Annotated in this window: 15 protein-coding genes; 11 read left to right on the top strand and 4 right to left on the bottom strand. The window is 72.1% G+C overall.

The window, feature by feature from the left end:
* The first annotated feature begins 3 nt into the window (after positions 1–3).
* The 6 genes from OO60_RS39300 to OO60_RS39275 all read left to right on the top strand — a co-directional run bounded on the left by OO60_RS39300 (position 4) and on the right by OO60_RS39275 (position 8045).
* Positions 4–282, top strand: coding sequence for a sarcosine oxidase subunit delta (locus tag OO60_RS39300; protein ID WP_004560546.1), 279 nt, complete (start codon positions 4–6; stop codon positions 280–282).
* Positions 279–2816 (top strand): 2Fe-2S iron-sulfur cluster-binding protein, encoded by a 2538-nt coding sequence (locus OO60_RS39295; RefSeq protein WP_004560545.1) that lies wholly within the window; start codon positions 279–281, stop codon positions 2814–2816. Before OO60_RS39300 ends, OO60_RS39295 begins: the two co-directional genes overlap by 4 nt.
* Positions 2806–3273 (top strand): sarcosine oxidase subunit gamma, encoded by a 468-nt coding sequence (locus OO60_RS39290; protein WP_004560544.1) that lies wholly within the window; start codon positions 2806–2808, stop codon positions 3271–3273. Before OO60_RS39295 ends, OO60_RS39290 begins: the two co-directional genes overlap by 11 nt.
* Complete coding sequence (gene purU, locus OO60_RS39285) at positions 3270–4112, top strand: formyltetrahydrofolate deformylase (RefSeq protein ID WP_004560543.1); 843 nt, start codon at positions 3270–3272, stop codon at positions 4110–4112. Before OO60_RS39290 ends, purU begins: the two co-directional genes overlap by 4 nt.
* A gap of 13 nt (positions 4113–4125) precedes the next feature.
* Entirely contained in the window at positions 4126–6561 is a 2436-nt protein-coding gene (locus OO60_RS39280; RefSeq protein WP_004560542.1) for a GcvT family protein, read from the top strand.
* Between the two features lie 146 nt (positions 6562–6707).
* Positions 6708–8045, top strand: coding sequence for a S1C family serine protease (locus tag OO60_RS39275; RefSeq protein WP_004560541.1), 1338 nt, complete (start codon positions 6708–6710; stop codon positions 8043–8045).
* On the opposite strand, the gene OO60_RS39270 is transcribed toward OO60_RS39275, so the two are convergent.
* Positions 8042–8416: a MarR family winged helix-turn-helix transcriptional regulator gene (locus OO60_RS39270; RefSeq protein ID WP_004560540.1), complete on the bottom strand. Its 375-nt coding sequence runs from the start codon at positions 8414–8416 to the stop codon at positions 8042–8044. The two genes, OO60_RS39275 and OO60_RS39270, sit on opposite strands and share 4 nt — an antisense overlap.
* Positions 8417–8502: 86 nt before the next feature.
* Here OO60_RS39270 and OO60_RS39265 point away from each other — a divergent pair, with 86 nt between their 5' ends.
* Positions 8503–9960 carry an MFS transporter gene (locus OO60_RS39265; RefSeq protein WP_004560539.1) on the top strand — a complete coding sequence of 486 codons (1458 nt, stop codon included), beginning with the start codon at positions 8503–8505 and terminating at the stop codon, positions 9958–9960.
* Positions 9961–10083: 123 nt separating this feature from the next.
* On the opposite strand, the gene OO60_RS39260 is transcribed toward OO60_RS39265, so the two are convergent.
* Positions 10084–10542, bottom strand: a complete 459-nt coding sequence (locus tag OO60_RS39260) for a carboxymuconolactone decarboxylase family protein (RefSeq protein ID WP_004560538.1) — start codon at positions 10540–10542, stop codon at positions 10084–10086.
* A 47-nt stretch (positions 10543–10589) separates the two neighbouring features.
* On the opposite strand from OO60_RS39260, the gene pdxR reads away from it, so the two are divergent.
* Entirely contained in the window at positions 10590–11990 is a 1401-nt protein-coding gene (pdxR, locus tag OO60_RS39255; RefSeq protein ID WP_033263287.1) for a MocR-like pyridoxine biosynthesis transcription factor PdxR, read from the top strand.
* Positions 11991–11993: 3 nt separating this feature from the next.
* Here pdxR and OO60_RS39250 read toward each other — a convergent pair whose 3' ends face one another.
* On the bottom strand, positions 11994–12794 hold the full coding sequence (locus tag OO60_RS39250; protein WP_004560536.1) for a glycoside hydrolase family 25 domain-containing protein: 801 nt from the start codon (positions 12792–12794) through the stop codon (positions 11994–11996).
* 259 nt (positions 12795–13053) lie between these two features.
* On the opposite strand from OO60_RS39250, the gene OO60_RS39245 reads away from it, so the two are divergent.
* Together OO60_RS39245 and OO60_RS39240 are read left to right on the top strand one after the other, a co-directional pair.
* Complete coding sequence (locus tag OO60_RS39245) at positions 13054–14634, top strand: substrate-binding and VWA domain-containing protein (RefSeq protein ID WP_033263286.1); 1581 nt, start codon at positions 13054–13056, stop codon at positions 14632–14634.
* Positions 14635–14646: 12 nt separating this feature from the next.
* Positions 14647–16389 (top strand): hypothetical protein, encoded by a 1743-nt coding sequence (locus tag OO60_RS39240; protein ID WP_033263298.1) that lies wholly within the window; start codon positions 14647–14649, stop codon positions 16387–16389.
* Positions 16390–16431: 42 nt separating this feature from the next.
* Here the strand turns inward: OO60_RS39240 and OO60_RS39235 are convergent, their stop codons facing one another.
* Positions 16432–17106 (bottom strand): class I SAM-dependent methyltransferase, encoded by a 675-nt coding sequence (locus tag OO60_RS39235; RefSeq protein WP_004559821.1) that lies wholly within the window; start codon positions 17104–17106, stop codon positions 16432–16434.
* Positions 17107–17199: 93 nt separating this feature from the next.
* On the opposite strand from OO60_RS39235, the gene OO60_RS39230 reads away from it, so the two are divergent.
* Entirely contained in the window at positions 17200–21207 is a 4008-nt protein-coding gene (locus tag OO60_RS39230) for an alpha-(1->3)-arabinofuranosyltransferase (RefSeq protein WP_033263285.1), read from the top strand.
* Positions 21208–21223: the final 16 nt, after the last annotated feature.

Here is a 21223-nt window from a genome sequence, read left to right as displayed (position 1 = left end):
GCCATGCAACTGATTCCCTGCCCCTGGTGCGGGCCACGCGAGGAAGCCGAGTTCCACTACGGCGGCCAGGCGCACATCGCCTACCCGGCGAATCCGGCGGAACTGTCCGATGAGGAATGGGCGAAGTTCGTCTTCTTCCGGGACAACCCGAGCGGGCCGTTTTCCGAGCGCTGGAGCCACTCCGCGGGCTGCCGCCGGTGGTTCAACGCCGTCCGCGACACCCGTACCCACGACCTGCTGGCGGTCTACCGCCTCGACGAGCCCAGGCCGGTGATCTCGTGACCCGACTGTCCGGCGTCCCCCTCAAGTTCACCTTCGACGGCCGCGAGCTGACCGGTTACCTCGGTGACACCCTGGCGTCCGCGTTGCTGGCCAACGGCATCCACCAGGTCGCGACCAGCATCAAGTACGGGCGGCCGCGCGGTATCGTCGGCGCGGGTGTCGAGGACTCGAACGCCCTGGTGCAGCTCGAAAAGCCGTTCCCCGAGCCGATGCTGTCGGCCACCACCGTCGAGCTGTACGACGGCCTGGAGGCCCGTGGCCTGCGCGGCCAGGGACGGCTCGCCGCCGAACCGGACCCGGCGCGGTACGACGCCAAGCACGCCCACTGCGACGTCCTGGTCATCGGCGCCGGACCCGCGGGACGCGCCGCCGCGGCTGCGGCGGAAGGCCGGGTGCTGCTCGTCGACGACCAGCCCGGCGGCGAGGCGCCCGAAGGAGTGCGGTTCCTTTCGCGCACCACGGCGTTCGGCATCTACGACGACGGGTTCGTGCTGGCCCTGGAACGCCGGGGTGAACCCAACGCGCCCGAGCGGATCTCGCGGCAGCGGGTGTGGCGGATCCGGGCCCGGAAGATCGTGCTGGCCACCGGCGCGCACGAACGGCCGATCGTGTTCCCGGACAACGACCGCCCCGGCATCATGCTGGCTTCGGCCGCCCGCACGTACTTGAACCGGTACGGCGTGCTCGCCGGGCAGCGCGTGGTCGTGTTCACCACCAACGACTCCGCTTACGAAGCCGCGTCCGACCTGGCGGCGGCCGGGGCCGAGATCGTGCGGATCGTCGATGCGCGTGCGGGGGACGGGGTCGTCGGCACCGACGGCGACTCCCACGTCACCGCCGCCCACGTGGCGAAACTGGGGGAACTGCAGGGGGAGCGGGTGCCCTGTGACCTGCTGCTCGTGTCCGGCGGCTGGAACCCGGCGGTGCACCTCTACAGCCAGGCGCGCGGCACCTTGCGCTACGAGCCCCGGCTGGGCGCGTACGTCCCGGCCGGCTCGCTCCCGAACGTGAGCGTCGTGGGTGCGGCGGCCGGCGAGGGCTTGCCGGAGACGAAGGTGCTCTGGCAGGTGCCCGCACCGGAGTCCGAAGTGGACACCCGGTTCGTCGACCAGCAGCGGGACGCCACGGTGTCCGACGTACTGCGTGCGACCGGTGCCGGGCTGGTGTCACTGGAGCACGTCAAGCGCTACACGACGATCGGCACCGCGCACGACCAGGGCAAGACGTCCGGCATGCTCGCCGCCGGCATCACCGCCGAGGCCCTCGGCGTCGACCTCGCCGACCGGCGGCCGACGACGTTCCGGCCGCCCTACACGCCGGTGTCCTTCGCCGCGCTGGCCGGGCGGAACCGCGGTGACCTGCACGATCCTGTGCGCGTCACCACGATCCACCCGTGGCACGTCGAGCACGGCGCCGAATTCGAGAACGTCGGCCAGTGGAAACGGCCGTGGTACTACCCGCGGCCCGGCGAGTCGATGCACGACGCCGTCCGGCGCGAGTGCCGCGCGGCCCGCAACGACGTCGCCGTGATGGACGGGTCCACGTTGGGCAAGATCGACGTCCAGGGACCGGACGCCGGCTGGTTCCTCGACATGCTCTACACGAACATGATGAGCAACCTCCGCGTCGGGCGCATCCGCTACGGCGTGATGTGCGGCGTCGACGGCATGGTGCTCGACGACGGCACGGTGATCCGCGTCGGCGAGGAGCGGTTCCTGGTCACCACGACGACCGGCAACGCGGCGAAGATCCTCGAGTGGATGGAGGAGTGGCTGCAGACGGAGTGGCCGCACCGGCGGGTCTACGCGACCTCGGTCACCGAGCACTGGACCACGATCCCGCTGGTCGGGCCGCGTTCGCGGGAGGTACTCGGCCGGTTGGCGCCGGACCTCGACGTCTCGAACGACGCCTTCGGGTTCATGACCTGGCAGGACGCCGAGGTCGCCGGGCTCGCCGCGCGCGTCTGCCGGATCAGCTTCTCCGGTGAGCTGGCGTACGAGATCAACGTCCCGTCGTGGCACGGGCCCGCGCTCTGGCAGTCCATAGTGGACCAAGGGGCCACGCCGTACGGCACCGAGACCATGCACGTCCTGCGCGCCGAGAAGGGCTACCCGATCATCGGGCAGGACACCGACGGCACGGTCACCCCGCAGGACCTCGGCATGGGGTGGGCGGTGTCGAAGAAGAAGGCCGACTTCATCGGCAAGCGGTCCTTCGCCCGCGCCGAGAACAACCGGCCGGACCGCAAGCAATTCGTCGGCCTGCTGCCGGTCGATCCGTCGGTGCTGCTGCCGGAGGGCGCGCAGATCATCGAATCCGAGACCGTGCCGGAGCCGCCGGTGCGGATGCTCGGCCACGTCACCTCCAGCTACGACAGCGCCGCCCTCGGCCGCACCTTCGCCCTCGCCCTGGTGCGCTCGGGCCGCGAGCGGATCGGCGAAACGCTGTACGTGCCGGTCGGCGACGACGTGGTGCCGGTGACCGTGACCGAATCCGTCCTCTTCGACAAGGAAGGAGCCCGCCGTGACGGTTGACATCGCCGAAGAGAAGGTCCGCACCCAGCTCACCGTCCGCCTCCGCGAGGGCGAGTCGCTCCTCGGCGTCCCCCTGCCCGCCCCGTGCACCTTCACCAGCGGCAACGGCGTCGACGTCCTCTGGATGGGCCCCGACGAGTACCTCGTGCTCGCCGGACCCGGCCGCCAAGCCGAGCTGGAAGCGGCCCTCGCCCGGGAGAGCGACGCCGTGGTGGACGTCTCGGCGCAGCGCAACGTCGTGCGGCTGACCGGCGAGCACGCGACCGACGTGCTGGCGCACGGGTGCTCGATCGACCTGGAGGTGTCGCCCCCGGGCACGTGCGTGCAGACCTTGTTCGCCCGCACCGGGATCGTGCTGATGGTCCGGGACGAGGGTTACACGATCCTCGTGCGACAGTCCTTTTCGGACTACTTCGGGGCGTGGCTGGCCGATGCGAGCCTGGAGTACGTGCCGTGACCTTCACCCTGACGCTCAAGTGCCCGGAACGCGCGGGCATCGTGCACGCCGTCACGACGTTCCTCGTCGGGCAGGGCTGCGACATCGTCGAGCACCAGCAGTTCGACGACGACGTCCGCGGGTCGCTGTTCCTGCGCACGTCGTTCACCTGCACCGAAGAGACCACTGTGGACGACCTCACCCACGCGTTCGCGCCGGTGGCCGTGGACTTCGGCATGGAGTTCGGGTTCTCCGACGGAACCCCGCCGCGGATCCTGGTGCTGGTCTCGAAGTTCGGGCACTGCCTCAACGACCTGCTCTTCCGCTGGCGGGCCGGCGGCCTCGGCGCGGAGATCGCCGTCGTCGTGTCCAACCACGAGGACCTGCGGCCGATGGCCGAGGCGGCCGGAGTGCCGTTCGTGCACGTCCCGGTCACCCCGGACACCAAGCCGGAGGCCGAGCAACGGCTCCTCGACCTGGTCGGGGAGTACGAAGCCGACCTGGTCGTGCTGGCCCGGTACATGCAGGTGCTGTCGAACGAGCTGTGCCAGAAGCTCGAAGGCCGTGCGATCAACATCCACCACTCGTTCCTGCCCGGGTTCAAGGGCGCCAAGCCCTACCACCAGGCCTACGACCGCGGCGTCAAGTACGTCGGCGCGACCGCGCACTACGTCACGCCCGACCTCGACGAGGGCCCGATCATCGAGCAGGAGGTCCAGCGCGTCGACCACACGTACTCGCCACGCGAGCTCGTGACCGTCGGCCGCGACGCCGAAGCCCTCGCCCTCTCCCGCGCGGTGCGGTGGCACTGCGAGCGCCGCGTCCTGCTCAACGGCAACAGCACTGTTGTGTTCCGGTAGAAGGAGTTCCGCCATGAGTGCACCGAAGGTCGTGATCATCGGCGCCGGCATCGTCGGCGCGAACCTCGCCGACGAGCTGACCGCCCGCGGCTGGACCGACGTCACCGTGCTCGACCGGGGCCCGCTGCCGCGCACCGGCGGGTCCACCTCGCACGCGCCCGGGCTGGTGTTCCAGACCAACGCGTCCAAGGCGATGACGGACTTCGCGAAGTACACCGTTTCGAAGCTGCTGGAGCTGGACTGCTTCCTCCAGGTCGGCGGCATGGAGGTGGCCACCACCCCGGCCCGCTGGGAGGACCTCAAGCGCAAGCACGGCTGGGCGACGTCGTGGGGCGTGCCGGGTTCGCTCATCGACGCCGATGAGTGCGTCCGCCGCTGGCCGCTCCTCGACGGCTCCCGGATCTTCGGCGCGCTGCACGTCCCGTCCGACGGCCTCGCGCGAGCCGCGAAAGCCGTCGAGGTCCTCGCCTCGCGCGCGACTTCGCGCGGCGCCCGGTTCCTCGGGTCCACAAAGGTCACCGACGTCCTTCAGGAGGGCGGGCGCGTCACCGGCGTCCGGACCGGCCAGGGCGACTTCCCGGCCGACGTCGTCGTCTCGTGCGCGGGGTTCTGGGGCCGGGAGATCGGTGCCATGGTGGGCATGGACGTGCCGCTGCTGCCGCTGGCCCACCAGTACGTCAAGACCGGGCGGGTCGACGAACTGGTCGGGCGCAACACCGAAGCGGTCGAGGCGAGCCTGCCGATCCTGCGCCACCAGGACCAGGACCTGTACTTCCGCGAGCACGTCGACCGGCTCGGCATCGGCTCCTACGCCCACCGCCCGATGCCGGTCGAAGAGTCCACTTTGGATCCTACGGTGACCGAGACGGCCATGCCGTCCATGCTGCCCTTCACCGAGGACGACTTCGCGCCGTCGTGGGAGGAGAGCAAGCTGTTGCTGCCCGCGCTGGGCGGGACCAAGGTCGAAGAGGGCTTCAACGGCATCTTCTCCTTCACCCCGGACGGCCAGTCGCTGGTCGGCGAGTCGGCCGACGTCCGCGGGTTCTGGCTGGCCGAGGCGATCTGGGTGACGCACTCCGCGGGCATCGCCAAGGCCGTCGCCGAACTCCTCGTCGCCGGGCATTCCGAAGTGGACACCCACGACATCGACGTCCACCGGTTCGAGGAGGTCCAGCTCGCGCCGTCGTACGTGAGCGAGACCGCACAGCAGAACTTCGTCGAGGTCTACGACATCCTGCACCCGCTGCAGCCCAAGCTTTCGCCGCGCGACCTGCGGGTGACGCCGTTCCACGCACGGCAGCGTGAGCTGGGCGCGGTGTTCCTGGAGGCGGGCGGCTGGGAGCGGCCGCACTGGTTCGAGGCCAACGCGCCGCTGCTGAAGAAGCTGCCGCACGACGCCCTGCCGCCCGCGCGGGACTCGTGGTCGGCGCAGTTCCACTCGCCGATCGCCGCGGCCGAAGCGTGGCAGACGCGCAACGGCGTCGCGTTGTACGACATGACACCGTTGAAGCGCGTGGAGATCGGCGGGCCGGGTGCGCTGGAGTTGCTGCAGTCGCTGACCACCAACCAGCTGGACAAGTCGGTGGGTTCGGTGACGTACACGCTGATGCTGGACGCCGTGGGCGGCGTGCGGAGCGACGTCACGGTCGCGCGGCTCGAGCCGGAGGTGTTCCAGGTCGGGATCAACGGGAACATCGACGTCGACCACTTCGTCAAGCACGCGCCGGCCGGGGTGCGGGTCCGGGACATCACCGGTGGCACGTGCTGCATCGGCGTGTGGGGCCCGCTCGCGCGCGACCTCGTGCAGCCGCTGTCCCAGGAGGACTTTTCGCACACCGGGCTGAAGTACTTCCGGGCGCGCAAGGCGCGGATCGCCGGGGTCCCGGTGGTCGCGATGCGACTGTCCTATGTGGGCGAACTCGGCTGGGAGATCTACACGAGCGCGGACAACGGCCTCCGGCTGTGGGACGCGCTGTGGGCGGCCGGGCAGCCCCTCGGTGTCATCGCGGCCGGGCGGGCGGCGTTCAACAGCCTGCGGCTGGAGAAGGGCTACCGGCTGTGGGGCACCGACATGACCACCGAGCACGACCCGTACCAGGCCGGGCTGGCGTTCGCGGTCCGGCCCGCGAAGGGTGCGTTCCTGGGCCGGGAGGCCATCGAAGGGCGCAGCGAGGAAACGGCGTCGCGGCGGCTGCGGTGCCTGACGATCGACGACGGCCGCACGGTCGTGCTGGGCAAGGAACCGGTGTTCGTCGACGGCGTGCCCTCGGGGTACGTCACGAGCGCTGCGTACGGGTACACCGTCGGGCGGCCGATCGCCTACGCGTGGCTCCCGGCGTCGGCGGAGATCGGCAGCAGCGTGGAGATCGAGTACTTCGGGCGCCGGGTCGCGGCCACGGTGGCCGCCGAGCCGCTGGTCGACCCCGGCATGGAGCGGATCCGGCGGTGAACCGGGCGTAACGCCGGTCACGTCCGGTCGCGCGCGGGGCTCGAACGGGTACATCCACAGCAACTCCACGGAACCCCACCAGGAAATTCTCAGGATCGAGGCGTTTCCTGGAGGGGCCGGAGGCTTGTCGAGAGCTGGAGCTGTGCATGAGCGAGTACGACCGAGGACCGCAAGGCGGCGGCGAGTACCCGTACGGCTACGGCCAGGGCGGGTACTCGTCCGATTACTACGGCCGGAACGGCTACCCGCAGGAGCCGGGGTACTACGCCCAGCCGCCGTACGACCAGCCCCGTGACCAGTGGGGACGCCCGTACCCGCAGCAGCCCTACACCCAGCCGGGCTACGCCTACCCGCCGCCCGCCTACCAGCCCCCGCCGCGCCGGCGGCACCCGTTCCGCGCGCTGACCGTGGCGGTCGTGGCGATCGCGCTGGCCGTGGTCGCCGGGCTCGGGATCGGGCACCTGATCTCGGGGGCGAACGCGCCCACCGCGGGCGGCAACCAGAACTTCGGCTTCTCCGGCCAGCCCAGTGCGGCCAAGACGGTGCTCGACGTCGACGCCGTGTCGGCGAAGGTCAACCCGGCCATCGTGAACATCAACACCGAGCTGGGGCTGCAGGGCGCGGCCGCGGCCGGCACCGGCATCGTGCTCACCGCCGACGGCGAGGTGCTCACCAACAACCACGTCGTCGCCGGCGCGACCAGCATCAAGGTGACCAGCATCGGCACCGGGGACACCTACCAGGCGGACGTGCTCGGCTACGACCGCACCGAAGACGTCGCCGTCATCCAGCTGCGGGGCGCGTCCGGGCTGCCCACCGCGACCATCGGCGACTCGTCGAAGGTCGCGGTCGGCGACCAGATCCTCGGGCTCGGCAACGCCGGTGGCCGCGGCGGCGACCCGGTGGCCGCGCCGGGCACGGTGACGGCGCTGGACCAGTCGATCACCGCCTCCGACGAGTCCAGCGGGTCGTCCGAGCAGCTCACCGGCCTGATCCAGGTCCGGGCGAACATCGAGTCGGGCGACTCCGGCGGCCCGCTGGTCAACGCGGACGCCCAGGTCATCGGCGTCGACACCGCGGCGTCCACCGGCTACCAGCTGAACGGCCGCCGCAGCGGCGGCACCGGGCAGGGCTTCGCCATCCCGATCAACCAGGCCGTCGACATCGCGCACAAGATCGTCGCGGGGACGGCGTCGGACAAGATCCACATCGGCAAGACGGCGTTCATCGGCGTCTCGGTCTCGGACGGCCAGGGCGGCGCGCGGGTCCGCGAGGTGGTCCAGCGCGGCCCGGCGCAGAAGGCGGGCCTGGCGGCCGGGGACGTCATCACGGCGATCGACGGCCGGCCGGTGGACTCGGCGACGACGCTGACGAACGTGATGGACACCCACCACCCGGGTGACCAGCTGACGTTGAGCGTGACCACGGCCGGTGGCGGGCAGCAGCAGATGCCGGTGAAGGCCGTCGAAGGGCCGGTCGGCTAGCGCAGCGTTTCCTGCAGCACCTCGCGGTGCGTCTGCTTCGCCGCGAGGTACTTCTCGCGGCCGGCGTCGGTGATCGTGACGAAGATGCCGCGCCGGTCCACTTCGCACAGCGCGCGCTCGACCAGGCCCTCCTTCTCCAGGCGGGCGACCAGGCGGGACGTGGCGCTCTGGCTGAGGTGGATCGCGCCGGTGAGGTCGGCCGAGCGGCACTTGAAGTCGCACGTCGCGAGGCGCTCGAGGGCCTCGAACTCGTTCGCGCCGATGCCGTGGCGCTCCTGCAGGCGGCACTCCATGGTGCTGAACACGGCCGAGTAGCGGGCCAGCAGCTCGTGCCACTCCTGGACCAGTTCCTGCTCGGCGACGTCGCTCACGGCGACCAACTTAGCATGCGCGGGCATCAGATGCAAACACATTAAATGCTTGGACATTAGATGCGCGTGCATGTAATGTCGCCGCCATGAGCTCTTCGGTGTCCTTGTCCACCACTTCAACGCGGTGGGACGCACGTCTCTGGGGTGTCCTGCTCACCGTCTCGATCGTCATCGGCCTCGACGCGCTCGACGTGTCGATGGTCGGGGTCGCGCTCCCGGCCATCCAGGCCGACCTCGGCCTGTCCACCAACGCGCTGCAGTGGGTCGTCAGCGGCTACGTGCTCGGTTACGGCGGGCTGCTGCTGCTCGGCGGCCGCACCGCCGACCTGCTCGGCCGCCGCCGCGTGTTCCTCGTCGCCGTCGCGGTCTTCGCGCTGGCCTCGCTGCTCGGCGGGCTCGTCGACGACGGCGCGCTGCTCATCGCGAGCCGGTTCGTCAAGGGCCTGGCCGCTGCGTTCACGGCGCCGGCCGCGCTGTCCATCATCACCACGACGTTCCAGGAGGGCCCGGCCCGCAACAAGGCGATCAGCATCTTCGCCGTGTTCGGCGCCAGCGGCTACTCCGCCGGTCTCGTGTTCTCCGGCCTGCTGACCGAGGTCGGCTGGCGCTGGACGTTCCTGCTGCCCGCGCCGATCGCACTGGTGGCGCTGGCCGCCGCGTGGAAGCTGATCCCGTCGTACCGCGCCGAGCAGGGTGGCGGCTACGACTTCCCGGGCGCCATCACCGGCGCGGCCGGCTCGCTGCTGCTGGTGTTCGGCGTGGTGGAGGCGCCGGAGATCGGCTGGGCGGCCCCGCGCACGCTGATCACGTTCGCCGTCGCGCTCGCGCTGCTGGTGACGTTCGTGGTCATCGAGAAGCGCAGCCGCCACCCGCTGCTGCGCCTGGGCATCCTGCGCTCGGGCCCGCTGGCCCGCGCCAACCTCGGCGGCGCGCTGTTCTTCGGCGCGTACATCGGCTTCCAGTTCGTGGTGATGCTCTACCTGCAGCGAGTCCTCGGCTGGTCGGCGTTGCAGACGGCGCTGGGCTTCCTGCCGGCGGCGCTGATCGTGGCCTTCGGGTCCCCGCGCATCGAGCCGCTGATCGACCGGGTCGGCACACCCCGCACGATCTTCGCGGGCGTGGTGGCGCACGTCATCGGCTACGCGCTGTTCCTGCGCATCGACGAGCACTCGGGCTACGCGGGCAGCGTGCTGCCGAGCATGATCCTGCTGGGGATCGGCTTCACGCTGGCGTTCTCGTCACTGAACATCCAGGCCACGGCCGGGATCCCGGACGACGAGCAGGGCCTGGCCGGCGGCCTGCTGAACACGTCCCTGCAGGTGGGCGGCGCGATCGGCCTGGCGGTGGTGACGGCGGTCCTGACCGCGAACGGCGGCCGCGAGGCGTCTCCGGCCGCGCTGCTGACCGGGCTGACGCCGGCGCTGAGCGTGGTCACCGGGATCGCGGTGCTGGGCCTGCTGATCGCGGCGAGCGGCCTGGTGGCCCGGAAGCGGCCGGCGGCGGAGCCGATCGTGGAAGAGGACCTGCTGGCGCTCGCGGACTGACCGGAAGAAGCGGAAGGACCACCATCGCCGGGGGATGGTGGTCCTTCCGCGTTGCGGCGGCCCCGGTTTCTGTCGGTGCCTTCCGCTAGCGTGGAAATCGGGGGCTGCTCAGCCAGGCGCCACTCACCGCGCCCCGCGCTCGTCCGTGCCCGGCACCTTCGCCGTCGCGATGGCGATCCGGTTCCACGTGTTGATCGTGAAGATCAGCGCGAGCAGCTGCGCCAGCTCCTCCTCGCCGAACTCCGCGAGCGCCCGGGCGTAGACGTCGTCGGGGACACCGCCCGAGATCTGCGTGACCGCTTCGGTCAGTGCCAACGCCGCCTGCTCCTTCTCGCTGAAGAAGGGCGCGGCCTCGTGCCACACCGCGACCATGTGCAGCCGCTCTTCGCTCTCGCCCGCCTTGCGGGCGTCCGAGGTGTGCATGTGCAGGCAGTAGGCGCACCGGTTGAGCTGCGACGCGCGGATCTGGACCAGCTCGACCAGCGCGGGGTCGAGCCCGGCGCGGGCGGCGGCGTCGAAACCGATCAGGGCCTTGAATGCCTTCGGTGCGGTCTTGGCGAAGTTGAGGCGGGAATTCGTCATGACCAGAAATCTACGGCCGCTTTGACCCCCGTGTAGAGTGCATTTCCGTGGCGAAAGTGTGGGTCAATTCGGGGGAGCGGCTGGGCGCCGACCTGCACCTGGAGCTGCCGAGCGCCGTCGGCAAGCGGGCCGCGCTGATCACCGCCCTGCGGGACGCCGTCCGCGCCGGACGGCTCGCGCCGGGCACGCGGCTGCCGCCGTACCGGTCGCTCGCCGCCGACCTCGGGCTGGCCCGCAACACCGTCGCCGACGCCTACGCCGAGCTGGTCGCCGAGGGCTGGCTCACCGCCGTTCAGGGGTCCGGCACCCGGGTCGCCGAACGCGCCGAGCCCCTCGAGCCCGTCCGGACGCCGAAACCGGGCCCCGGCAAGCCGGAACCGGTGCACAACCTGCGGCAGGGGCAGCCGGACGCGACGTCGTTCCCGCGCACCGAATGGCTCGCCGCCGCGCGCCGCGCGCTGAACGTGGCCCCGCACGACGCCTTCGGCCCCGGCGATCCGCGCGGGCGCCCCGAACTGCGGGAGGCGCTCGCCGGGTACCTCGCGCGCGCCCGGGGGGTGCGGACGTCCCCGGAGCGGATCGTCGTGTGCTCGGGGTTCGCGCACGCCCTGCGGCTGCTGTTCCCGGCGGTGCTGCCCGGGCCGGTCGCCGTCGAGTCCTACGGCCTCGCCTTCCACCGCTCGATCTTCGCCGCGGCCGGGGTGGGCACGATCCCGCTGCCCCTGGACGAGCACGGTGCCCGCGTCGGCGACCTGGCCGTGCCGACGGTGCTGCTGACCCCGGCGCACCAGTTCCCGACCGGCGGCCCGCTGCACCACGACCGCCGCACGGCGGTGCTCGGCCACGTCCGGGCCACCGGCGGCGTGCTGCTCGAAGACGACTACGACGGCGAATTCCGCTACGACCGCAAGCCGGTCGGCGCGGTGCAGGGCCTCGACCCCGACCACGTCGTCTACGTCGGCTCGGTCAGCAAGAGCCTGTCGCCGGCGCTGCGGCTGGGCTGGCTGGTGCTGCCCGGCCACCTCGTCGACGCGGTGCTGGCGGCCAAGGGCGAGCGTGAGGCGTGGGCGGGCGTGCTCGACCAGCTCACGCTCGCCGAATTTCTCGCCGCCGGCGCGTACGACCGGCACATCCGCCGGATGCGCCAGCGCTACCGCCGCCGGCGCGACCAGCTCGTGGCGGCGCTCGCCGAACGGGCCCCGCACGTCACGCCCACCGGCATCGCCGCGGGCCTGCACGCCGTGCTCCGCCTCCCGCCGGGCACGGAAAAGGCCGCGCTGAAGGCGGCGGCGTGGCAGGGCCTCGCCCTGGACGGCCTGGCCGCCTTCCGGCACCCGGACAGCACTATGTCCACATCGGACGGATTGGTCGTCGGCTACGCCGCCCCGCCCGAGCACGCCTACCCGGCGGCGCTCGACGCGCTGTGCCGCGCGCTGCCGCCCGCGTGAGGTCTAGCCGACGATGTCGACTTCGAACGGATCCGCCGCGCTGTAGTTGATGTCGGCCCAGATCGCGCCCGGCAGGTCGTACCGCCGGTGCGACGTGAGCCGGGCGTTGTAGCCGCCCGACTGGGCCGGGTTGTGGCCGACGCCCTGGTGGTCGTTGCCCCAGGCGTAGATGTTGCCCACCCACATGGGTTTCGAGAAGCCGTCGCCGCCCAGCCGCGGCCGGATGACGACCGCCGCGCCGGGGCTGCCGGACAGGAACACCCGGAGCGTGTTCTCCTCGGCGTTCGGCGGGGTGACGGTGATGCGTTCCATGATCTCCACTCCAGTCGAGGCCGGTCCGGCTCCGTCCACCGCCGGCCAGTAGTCGGCGACGGACGAGACGTCGTAGCCCGGGGCGACGTTCCCCAGGTACTGCTTGGCGATCGCGCCGGCCGGGATGGCGGGATCGCCGTCGTAGTGGGCGATCCAGTAGTGCGGTTCGGCGACCCCGGCGGCGGAGAAAGCGTTGCGCACCGACGGCCAGAGCGCGAGGCTGCAGTAGATCGTCGGGTCGGCACCGGCCGCGCGGCGCATCTGGACCCAGCCCGGCGCTTCGCCCGGGCTGGCGTCGCCCGGTTCGACGTCGAGGACGTCCCCGTCGTTCGTCGCGGCCTTCTTGACGATGGTGACCTTGACCGCGTTGGGGAAGCGCGCCCAGTCCGCGGCCGACCAGGGCGCCAGCTTGATCCGGTCGATGTAGCCGGCGACCATCCGGGCGTCGCCGGGGATGTTCGCGGCGGTGACCGCGTCGTACATCGTGCGCACGGTGGCGTCTCCGTTCGGTGCCGTATCGCCGTTTCGGGGACGGCGAAATCCTCCCGTGATTTCGCCATCGTGCTGATACCCACGTGGGACGGCGGTCAAGCGGAAAACGTTACGCGATTCCCGGGAGTCACCAAAATGGCCGCACGCCGCAATTCCTTCACGCGCGGTTCACCGGCCGGTGGTGACGGTCCGCTTCCGGTACTGGCTTCCCGGTCACCCGGCTGGCAAGCTGCCAGCACTCAGGACGGAAGGGACGTGCATGGCGGCACACCCGGCGCGGGCGCGGCGGATCGACGCGCGGGTCGTCGTGCTGAGCGCGCTGCTGGTGGCCGCCCTGCTCGCCTGGGCGGGCGTCGGCTACCTGAAGGACCGGCTGGCCGGCGGCGGCTGCGACACGACGACGCCGGTGCGGGTCACCGCCGCGCCGGACATCGCGCCGGTGCTGACCGCGCTCGCCCGGACCGTCCCGGAGGGAGACTGCTACACCGTCGAAGTCACCGCGAGCCCGTCGACGGCCACCGCGACCGCCCTCGAGGCCAACGGCGCCACCGGCCCGGACGTCTGGGTGCCGGAGTCGAGCAGCTGGCTGCTGCAGGCGCGCGACGGCGGCGCGTGGAACCTGCCCGAGTCCGGCCAGCCGGTGGCGAGCTCGCCGGTGGTGCTGGCGCTGACCGACGACGTCGCCAAGCAGGCCGGCTGGCCGTCGAAGTCACCGTCCTGGTCGGACGTCCTCGCCGGCAGCCCGGTCGGGCTGCCCGACCCGGGCCGGGACCCGGCCGCGATCGCCGCGCTGATCGGCCTGCAGCAGCTGACCGAGGACGCGCCCGACCCGGCCGCCGCGTTCACCGAGGAGATCCGCAAGCTCTCGGCGGTGAAGGAGCCGTTCACCGCGTGGCCGGCGTCGGAGCAGTCGGTGCTGGCCAAGAAGCTCGTCGCCGCGTACCCCGCGGTCGGTGTGCCGAGCTTCGACTACCCGTACGTCGTGCTGCCGCGCGCGTCGGAGGCGTCGCGGTCGGCGGCCGAGCGGTTCCTGCGGCTGCTGCTCGACCAGACCTCGACCAAGGCGTTCGCCGACGGCGGGTTCCGCACGCCGTCCGGGCAGCTGCTCGGCGACCGGCCGCGCGACACCCGCACGAACGCCGCGCCGCGCCCGGCCGGGCCGCCCGCGCCCGAAGCGATGTACGGGGTGCTGCAGGCGTGGGCCGGGGCCAACCTCAGCGCCCGCGTCCAGGTGCTGCTCGACGTGTCCGGCTCGATGGCCGCCACCGTGCCCGGCACCGGCCGCAGCCGGATGGCGCTCACGCTCGAAGCGGCGACGCAGGGCCTCGGGCTGTTCAAGCCGACGACCGAGATCGGCCTCTGGCTGTTTTCGACCAAGCTGGACGGCGACAAGGACTACAAGGAACTGCTGCCGATGCGGTCGATCGCCCAGCAGCTCGCCGCGGGCGGGGTGGCGACGCTGCAGGCGGTCAAGCCGAAGCCCGGCGGCGCGACCGGGCTGTACGACTCGATCCTCGCCGCCTACCAGAACGCCCGGCAGAGCTGGCAGCTCGGCCGGATCAACGTCGTCGTCGTGCTCACCGACGGCCGCAACGAGGACAGCGACTCGGTCGGGCTGCCCGGCCTGCTCTCCGAGCTGGGCCGGCTCCAGGACCCGCGCAAACCGCTGCCGGTGATCGGGATCGGCATCGGGCCGGACATCGATTCGAGCGAGCTGCAGCAGATCTCGGCCGCGACCGGCGGCGAGTCCTTCACCACGCCCGACCCGCGCAAGATCTCCGACGTCTTCTACCAGGCACTGAGCAAGCTCATGTGCCAGCCGCCCGCCTGCAAGAAGTGAGGGAAGCCCGTGTTGGTGGAAGTCGAAAAGCCCGCGCCACGGGCGATCCGAAGACCGTCCACGCTGGTCCTCGCCGCCTTCGCGGCCGGGGTGATCCCGTTCGCGCTGTACACGTGGGCGGCGCTGCACGGGAGCCTCGCCCAGGACGACTTCGTCGTCACGCACCAGGCGGCCGCGGCCGGGCCGTTCGACCTCGGCTACCTGTTCCAGGACTACCACGGCCACCTGCAGCCCGGCGGGTTCTTCCTGGCCGCCGTGCTGACGTGGTGGGCGCCGCTGAACTTCGGCGTCCTGGTGCTGCCGCTGCTGCTCATGCGGGCGGCCGCCACGGTGTTGTTCTGGTGCCTGCTGGTGCGGTGCTTCGGCCGCCGCTGGGCGATCCTGGTGCCGTTCACCGTGTTCACGGCGTCGACGCTGCTGCTGGTCCCGACGCTGTGGTGGTCCTACGGCGTCCAGCTGGTGCCGGTGGTGCTGGCCGCGGCCGGCGCGCTGCACGCGCACGTCCGGTACCTCGAAGCCGGCGGCCGCTGGTGGCTCGGCGCCTTCGCCTGGACGCTCTTCGGCCTGGCGTTCTACGAGAAGGCCGCGGTGATCCCGGTGCTGCTGGCCGGGGTGACGGTCCTGCTCGGCCGGTCGTTCCGCCAGCACGTCCGGTACTGGGCGGCCCACGCCGTGCTGCTGGCCGCGTTCGCCGCCGTCTTCTTCGTGGTGACGTCGAGCCAGGTCGGGCCGGGCGAGCAGCCGATGTCGGCCGGCACGGTCGCCGACCTGACCGGCCGGATGCTGGGCGACACCCTGCTGCCGGGACTGGCCGGGGGACCGTGGTCGGGCCCCGGCGCGGGGGCGACCTGGGCGCCGTCGCCGTTCGCGGTCGTCGCCGTGCTGCTCGTGGCCGCCTTGGCCGTGATCATCGCCGGAGCGCGCGCCGGCGGACGGCGCGCGTGGGCTGCCTGGGCGCTGCTCGGGGCGGTGTTCGCCGTGGACGTCGCCCTGCTCGCGCTGACCCGGCTGCGCGAAGTCGGCCCGTCGGCGGGCGACGACCCCCGGTACGTCGCCGACCTGGCGCTGGTGGCCGCCCTTTGTGGAGCGTTCGCCTTTCTTCCGCCGGGTGCGCCATCCGGCGGAAAGCGGGAACGGCCGATCGCCCTAATCCTCTGTGTGCTGTTGCTCGCCAGTTCCGCCGTGGGATTCTCCCGCCTTTCACCGGCGGTGCGGTTCGAGCATTCCGCGCAGTACGTCGGAAATGTGCGCGCGGCCGTGGCGGAAGATCCCGATCTCGTCTTCTTCGACACCTTCGTGCCGTCCGATGTGGTGCACGAATGGTTCGGGGCGGACTCGCGGGCGTCCCGGGTGGTCGGCCTGCTGCCCGGCACCCACTTCGACCAGCCGACCAGCCGGATGCACCTGCTCGACGCGACCGGCACACCGCACCGGATCACCGGCGTCGACCCGGTGTCCCGCGGCTTGCCGGGGCCGGTCCCCAATTGCGGCAACGCGATCGGCGAGACGCTGGTCCGCATCCCGCTCGACACCCCGGTGCTCGGCCGCCACCTGCTCAAGCTCGACTACTACACATCGGACGGTGGCGAAGGGCTGGTCGAGCGGACGCCGGTGTGGTTCCAGGCCGGCCTGCACACGGTGTACCTGCCGGTGGACGGCCTGTTCGACCACATCGGCGTGCAGCTGTCGAGCCCGGGCGCCCCGGTGTGCGTCGCGAAGCTCGAGATCGGCACGCCCGTCGTGAGTGGTAAGTAGGGTTCTAACCCTCCTTTCCACTCACGACGGTTGCGGGAGGGGTCAGTACGGGTCGTAGGGGCTGTCGTGGCCGAGGAGGCGGGCCACCGGGCGCAATCGCAGGCGCAGCAGCACTTTGATCACGACGTTGCGGAGGAACCACGGCAGCTGCGCCAGCACGCGCAGGCGGTCGCGGGGCGACGGCGGGGCCAGGCGGAACCGCGCCAGCGACGTCGCCCGGTCCACATAGGTGTACCGGCGTCCGAAGAGGACCTTCGCGATCGTGCCGAGGGTGACGCCGATCGACGAGAAGCAGTCGTGGACCAGGATTTCCGCGCCCGGCGGCAGGTGCGCCGACCACCGCAGGTCGTCGGTGTAGGTCCAGTAGTCGTGCTTGCCGTCGATGTAAAGCAGTTGTAGGGGCCGGTTCCAGTCAGGACGCAGTTCCGTGCTGTAACCGGCGACGAGCTCGACGATGTCGTCCAGCCCGGCCCGCCGGATGTTGCGCTCGAACAGCTGCCGCGTCGGCGATCCGCCGAACAGCCTGCCGTCGACGAACGGGTCGACGGCGATCACCGTGGCGCCCACCGTGCGGGCCGCCGAGCCGAGGACGATCGTGGATCTGCCCTGGTGGCTGCCGATTTCCAGGACGACGTCGCCCTTCTCCAAGCGGCACGCGGCGTTCCACAGCGCTTCGCCCTGCGCGCGCGTCATCCAGCCCTTGACCGGCTCGGCCAAGGCCCAGGCGTCTTCGAACGTGATGGCACACCTGCCTGAAGTCCAGGAAATCGTCGGCACATGGTAGCCAGGTTTCGGCCTAGTATCTACCGGATGGTAACCGGCACCCGCGAACGAACCCGGGACGACGCCCCGCCTTCCGGGCGCGCGCGGAAGGGTGCGTTCCTGCGCCGGCCCAGCACGTGGATCGTGCTGGCGCTGACCACGTTGTCGTTCCTGCAGATGCCGGGGAAGACGACGTTCGACACCAAGCTCGACCTCGCCGTCGACCCGCTCGCCTTCCTCGGCCGCGCGCTGCACCTGTGGAACCCGCAGGCCACCGCGGGGGAGCTGCAGAACCAGGCGTACGGCTACCTGTTCCCGATGGGCCCGTTCTTCGCCCTGTGCCAGGCCGTCGGCGTGCCCGCGTGGATCGCGCAACGGCTGTGGGGCGCGATCCTGCTGTCCGCCGCGTTCGGCGGCGCGCTGCTGCTCGCGCGGGCGATGAAGATCGGCACCGAGCGCACCCGCCTGATCGGCGCCCTGGGCTACGCGCTCGCACCGCGCATGCTGACCGAAATCGGCGGGCTGTCCGCGGAAATGCTGCCCGCGGTGCTGCTGCCGTGGGTGCTGGTGCCGCTGGTCCGGGCCGGGACGACCGGCTCGCCGCGGCGGGCCGCCGGGCTGTCCGCGCTGGCCGTGCTGGGCATGGGCGGGGTCAACGGCGCGATGGTCGTGATGGCGCTCGTCCTGCCGGGACTGTGGCTGCTGACCCGTCGCTGGACGCGGGCGCACGTCGAGCTCGTGCTGTGGTGGTTCGTCTTCGTCATCGGCGCGACGCTGTGGTGGATCCTGCCGCTGCTGCTGCTCGGCGAGTACAGCCTGCCGTTCCTGGACTACATCGAGTCCGCGACGAACACGACCGCGCCGATGTCGCTGTTCGAGGTGCTGCGCGGGACGAACCAGTGGGTCGCCTACGTCGTGCAGGGCACGCCGTGGTGGCCCGGCGGCTGGTCGCTGATCGACAACCCGGTGCTGATGCTCGCCACCGGGCTCGTCGCCGGCGTCGGGCTGCTCGGGCTGACCCGGCGCGGCCTGCCGGAACGCCGGTTCCTCGTGCTGGGCGTGCTCACCGGGCTCACGCTGCTGACCATCGGGTACGTCGGCACGCTCGACAGCCCGCTGGCCGAGCAGGTCCGGCACCTGCTCGACGGGCCGCTCGCCCCGCTGCGCAACGTGCACAAGTTCGAGCCGGTGCTGCGGCTGCCGCTGGTGCTGGCGTTCGTGCACGGGATTTCCGCGCCGGCCGGGGTGAAGTCCGCGCGCCGGTTCCTGCGGCCCGCGCTGGGCCTGCTGCTGGTGCTGGTGATGGCCGCACCGGCGTGGCTGCTGAACCTGCGGTCCGGCCCGGGCTGGGACGCGGTGCCCGGCTACTGGTACGACGCGATGGGCTACGTCGCCAAGGCCGACCCGAACGCGCGGACGCTGCTGCTGCCGGCCACCGGGTTCGGCGAATACGACTGGGGCCGCACGGTCGACGAGCCGGCGCAGGCGATCGCGCGGAGCCCGTGGGCGGTCCGCAACCAGGTGCCGCTGGGGTCCGAAGGGAACACGCGGCTGATGGACTCGGTGGACGCCGCCCTCGCCGACGGCCGCGGCGATCCCGGGCTCGCCGCCCTGCTCGCCCGCTCCGGCTACCGGTTCCTGCTGCTGCGCAACGACATCGACCGCGAGCGGACCGCTGCGCCGCCCATCGCGACCTTGCGCGCCGGGCTGGCCGGTTCGCCGGGGATCACGAAGGCGGCGCAGTTCGGGCCACTCGAAGTGTACGAAGTGGACAAACCGGTGCCGCTCGTCACGGCGACGTCCACCACGGACGTCCCGACGGTGAGCGGCGGCCCGGAGAACCTGCTGCCGCTGATCGGCTCGGGCCAGCTCGACCCGGCGACCCCCACCGTGCTCACCGGCGACGGCGGGGTGCCCGACGGCCCGCGCCTGGTGACCGACGGCCTGCGGCGCGCCGAGCGGAACGTCGGCGGTGTCCGCGACAACCTCAGCCAGACGCTGACCGCCGGCGAGGCCTACCGCCAGCAGCGCGCGGCGGGCGACCTGCTGCCGTTCCCGGGTCAGGAGCACCAGACGGTGGCCGCCTACCGGGGCATCCGCTCGGTGACGGCGTCGACGGCGGCGTCGTTCGCCGACGCCTTCGGCGGGTCCGATCCCTCGCACCAGCCGTTCGCCGCGATCGACGGCGATCCGCGCACGGCGTGGCAGTCCTCGGCGTTCACCGGGCCGATCGGCCAGTGGCTCGAGGTGGAACTGGACACCCCGCGGCTGGTGAACTCGGTGAACCTGCAGCTGGTGGACGACATCCGGGTCGGCTGGCCCGCCACCCGGATCCGGATCACGACCGACAACGGCTCGGTCGACCAGCAGGTGATCCGCGGCGCCGGGCCGCACGAGTACCCGGTGGCCGGCGGCGTCACCCGCAAGGTGCGGATCACCCTGCTGTCGCTGGTGGTGGGCCGGCAGGACGGGAACTTCGGCATCGCCGAGCTGAAGATCCCGGGCACCGAGCCGCAGCGGGCCCTGGAGGTGCCGGCCGACCTGCCCGCCGGACCGGCGCCCGGGTTCGCGTTCACGCGCGGCGCGCAGCCGCGGTACGCGTGCCTGCCGGTGAGCGGCGCCGTGCGGTGCGACGCCGCGGCCGCCCGCGACGGCGAGGAACCCGACGGCGTCCGGCGCCTGTTCAGCACCCCGGCCGAAGAGACGTACGTCGTCGGCGGCTCGGTGCTGCCGGCGGGCGGCGGCAAGAACCCGGTGACGCTGCCGGGCGTCACGGTGTCGTCGACGTCCCAGCTCGGCGGCGACCCGGCGGCCGGCGGTCTCGCGGCGGTGGACGGCGACGCGGGCACGACGTGGCGTCCCGACGTCACGGACCTGCGGCCGGCCCTGACGCTCGGCTGGTCGTCGCCGAAGCGGATTTCCGGGCTGCACATCGAGGTTTCGCCGGCGAGTGGCGCCCGGGCACCGCGGCAGGTGCAGCTGGCCGGCCGGTCGGAGACGCGGACGGTGCAGCTCGACGCGGGCGGGTCGGCGTCGTTCGAGCCCCTCGAAACCGACCAGCTGCAGATCGTGCTGCCGGGCGACGACGACGACCCCACGGCCCGGGCCGTGGTGGGCATCGGGAGCCTCACGCTGTCCGGCGGTCCCGATCTGCTGCCGGGCCCGGACCCGACGTTCACGGTGCCGTGCGGGTCGGGCCCGAACGTCCACCTGGACGGGCTCGACTACCGGACGTCGGTGCAGGGGACGCTGTCCGACATCACCGCGCACCGGCCGCTGGAGCTGCGGATGTGCCGGGACTCCGAGGGCGGCGTCGCATTGCCGGCCGGCGGCCACGAGCTGCGGACGGACCGATCGGAGTCGTTCGTGGTCCAGGACCTGTGGCTGCGCCCGGTGCACGCCGCGGCGACGCCGCCGGTGCACCGCGCGGTGCAGGTGGGCGAGTGGGCCGCGACGGCGCGGTCGGTGACGGTGGCGCCGGGCGCGGAAGCGGTGCTGGCGGTCCCGGAGAACGCGAACGCGGGCTGGGTGGCCACTTTGGACGGCAAGCAGCTGACGCGCACCCGCGTGGACGGCTGGCAGCAGGCGTGGATCGTCCCGGCGGGGCCGGGCGGCGTGGTGTCGCTGACGTTCACCCCGGACGCGCACTACCGCCTGAGCCTGCTGATCGGCGCGATCGCGGTGCTGGTGCTGCTGGTGGGCGTGGTCTGGCCGGTCCGCCGCCGTCGCCGGTTCACGGTCTCGCCGGGCGGGTCCTGGACCCCGGTGGTGCTGATCGGCTTGCTGGTGGCGCTGGGCGGGATGCTGCCGGTGGTGCTGCTGATCGCGTGCCTGCTGGCCCGCCAGTTCTCGGAGCGCGCACCGAGGTACGCGGCGTTCGGCGGCATGGTCCTGGCGGCGGGGGTGTCGGTGACGGGCCGGATCCTCGGCCACGGCCAGGAGTGGGCGTACGGCCCGGTCACCCAGGCCGCACTGCTCCTGGCCGCAGCAGCACTGGCGGCCACGTGCGTGGACTGGTTCACCCGCACCCGAAACCCCACCGACCCCACCCCCTGACCCCGGCTCACCTACC

The organism is Amycolatopsis vancoresmycina, from assembly GCF_000716785.1.
GTDB classification, from domain to species: Bacteria; Actinomycetota; Actinomycetes; order Mycobacteriales; family Pseudonocardiaceae; genus Amycolatopsis; species Amycolatopsis vancoresmycina.
The sequence above is the reverse complement of the archived record's forward strand: the minus strand, read 5'-3'. Positions and strand labels throughout refer to the sequence as shown.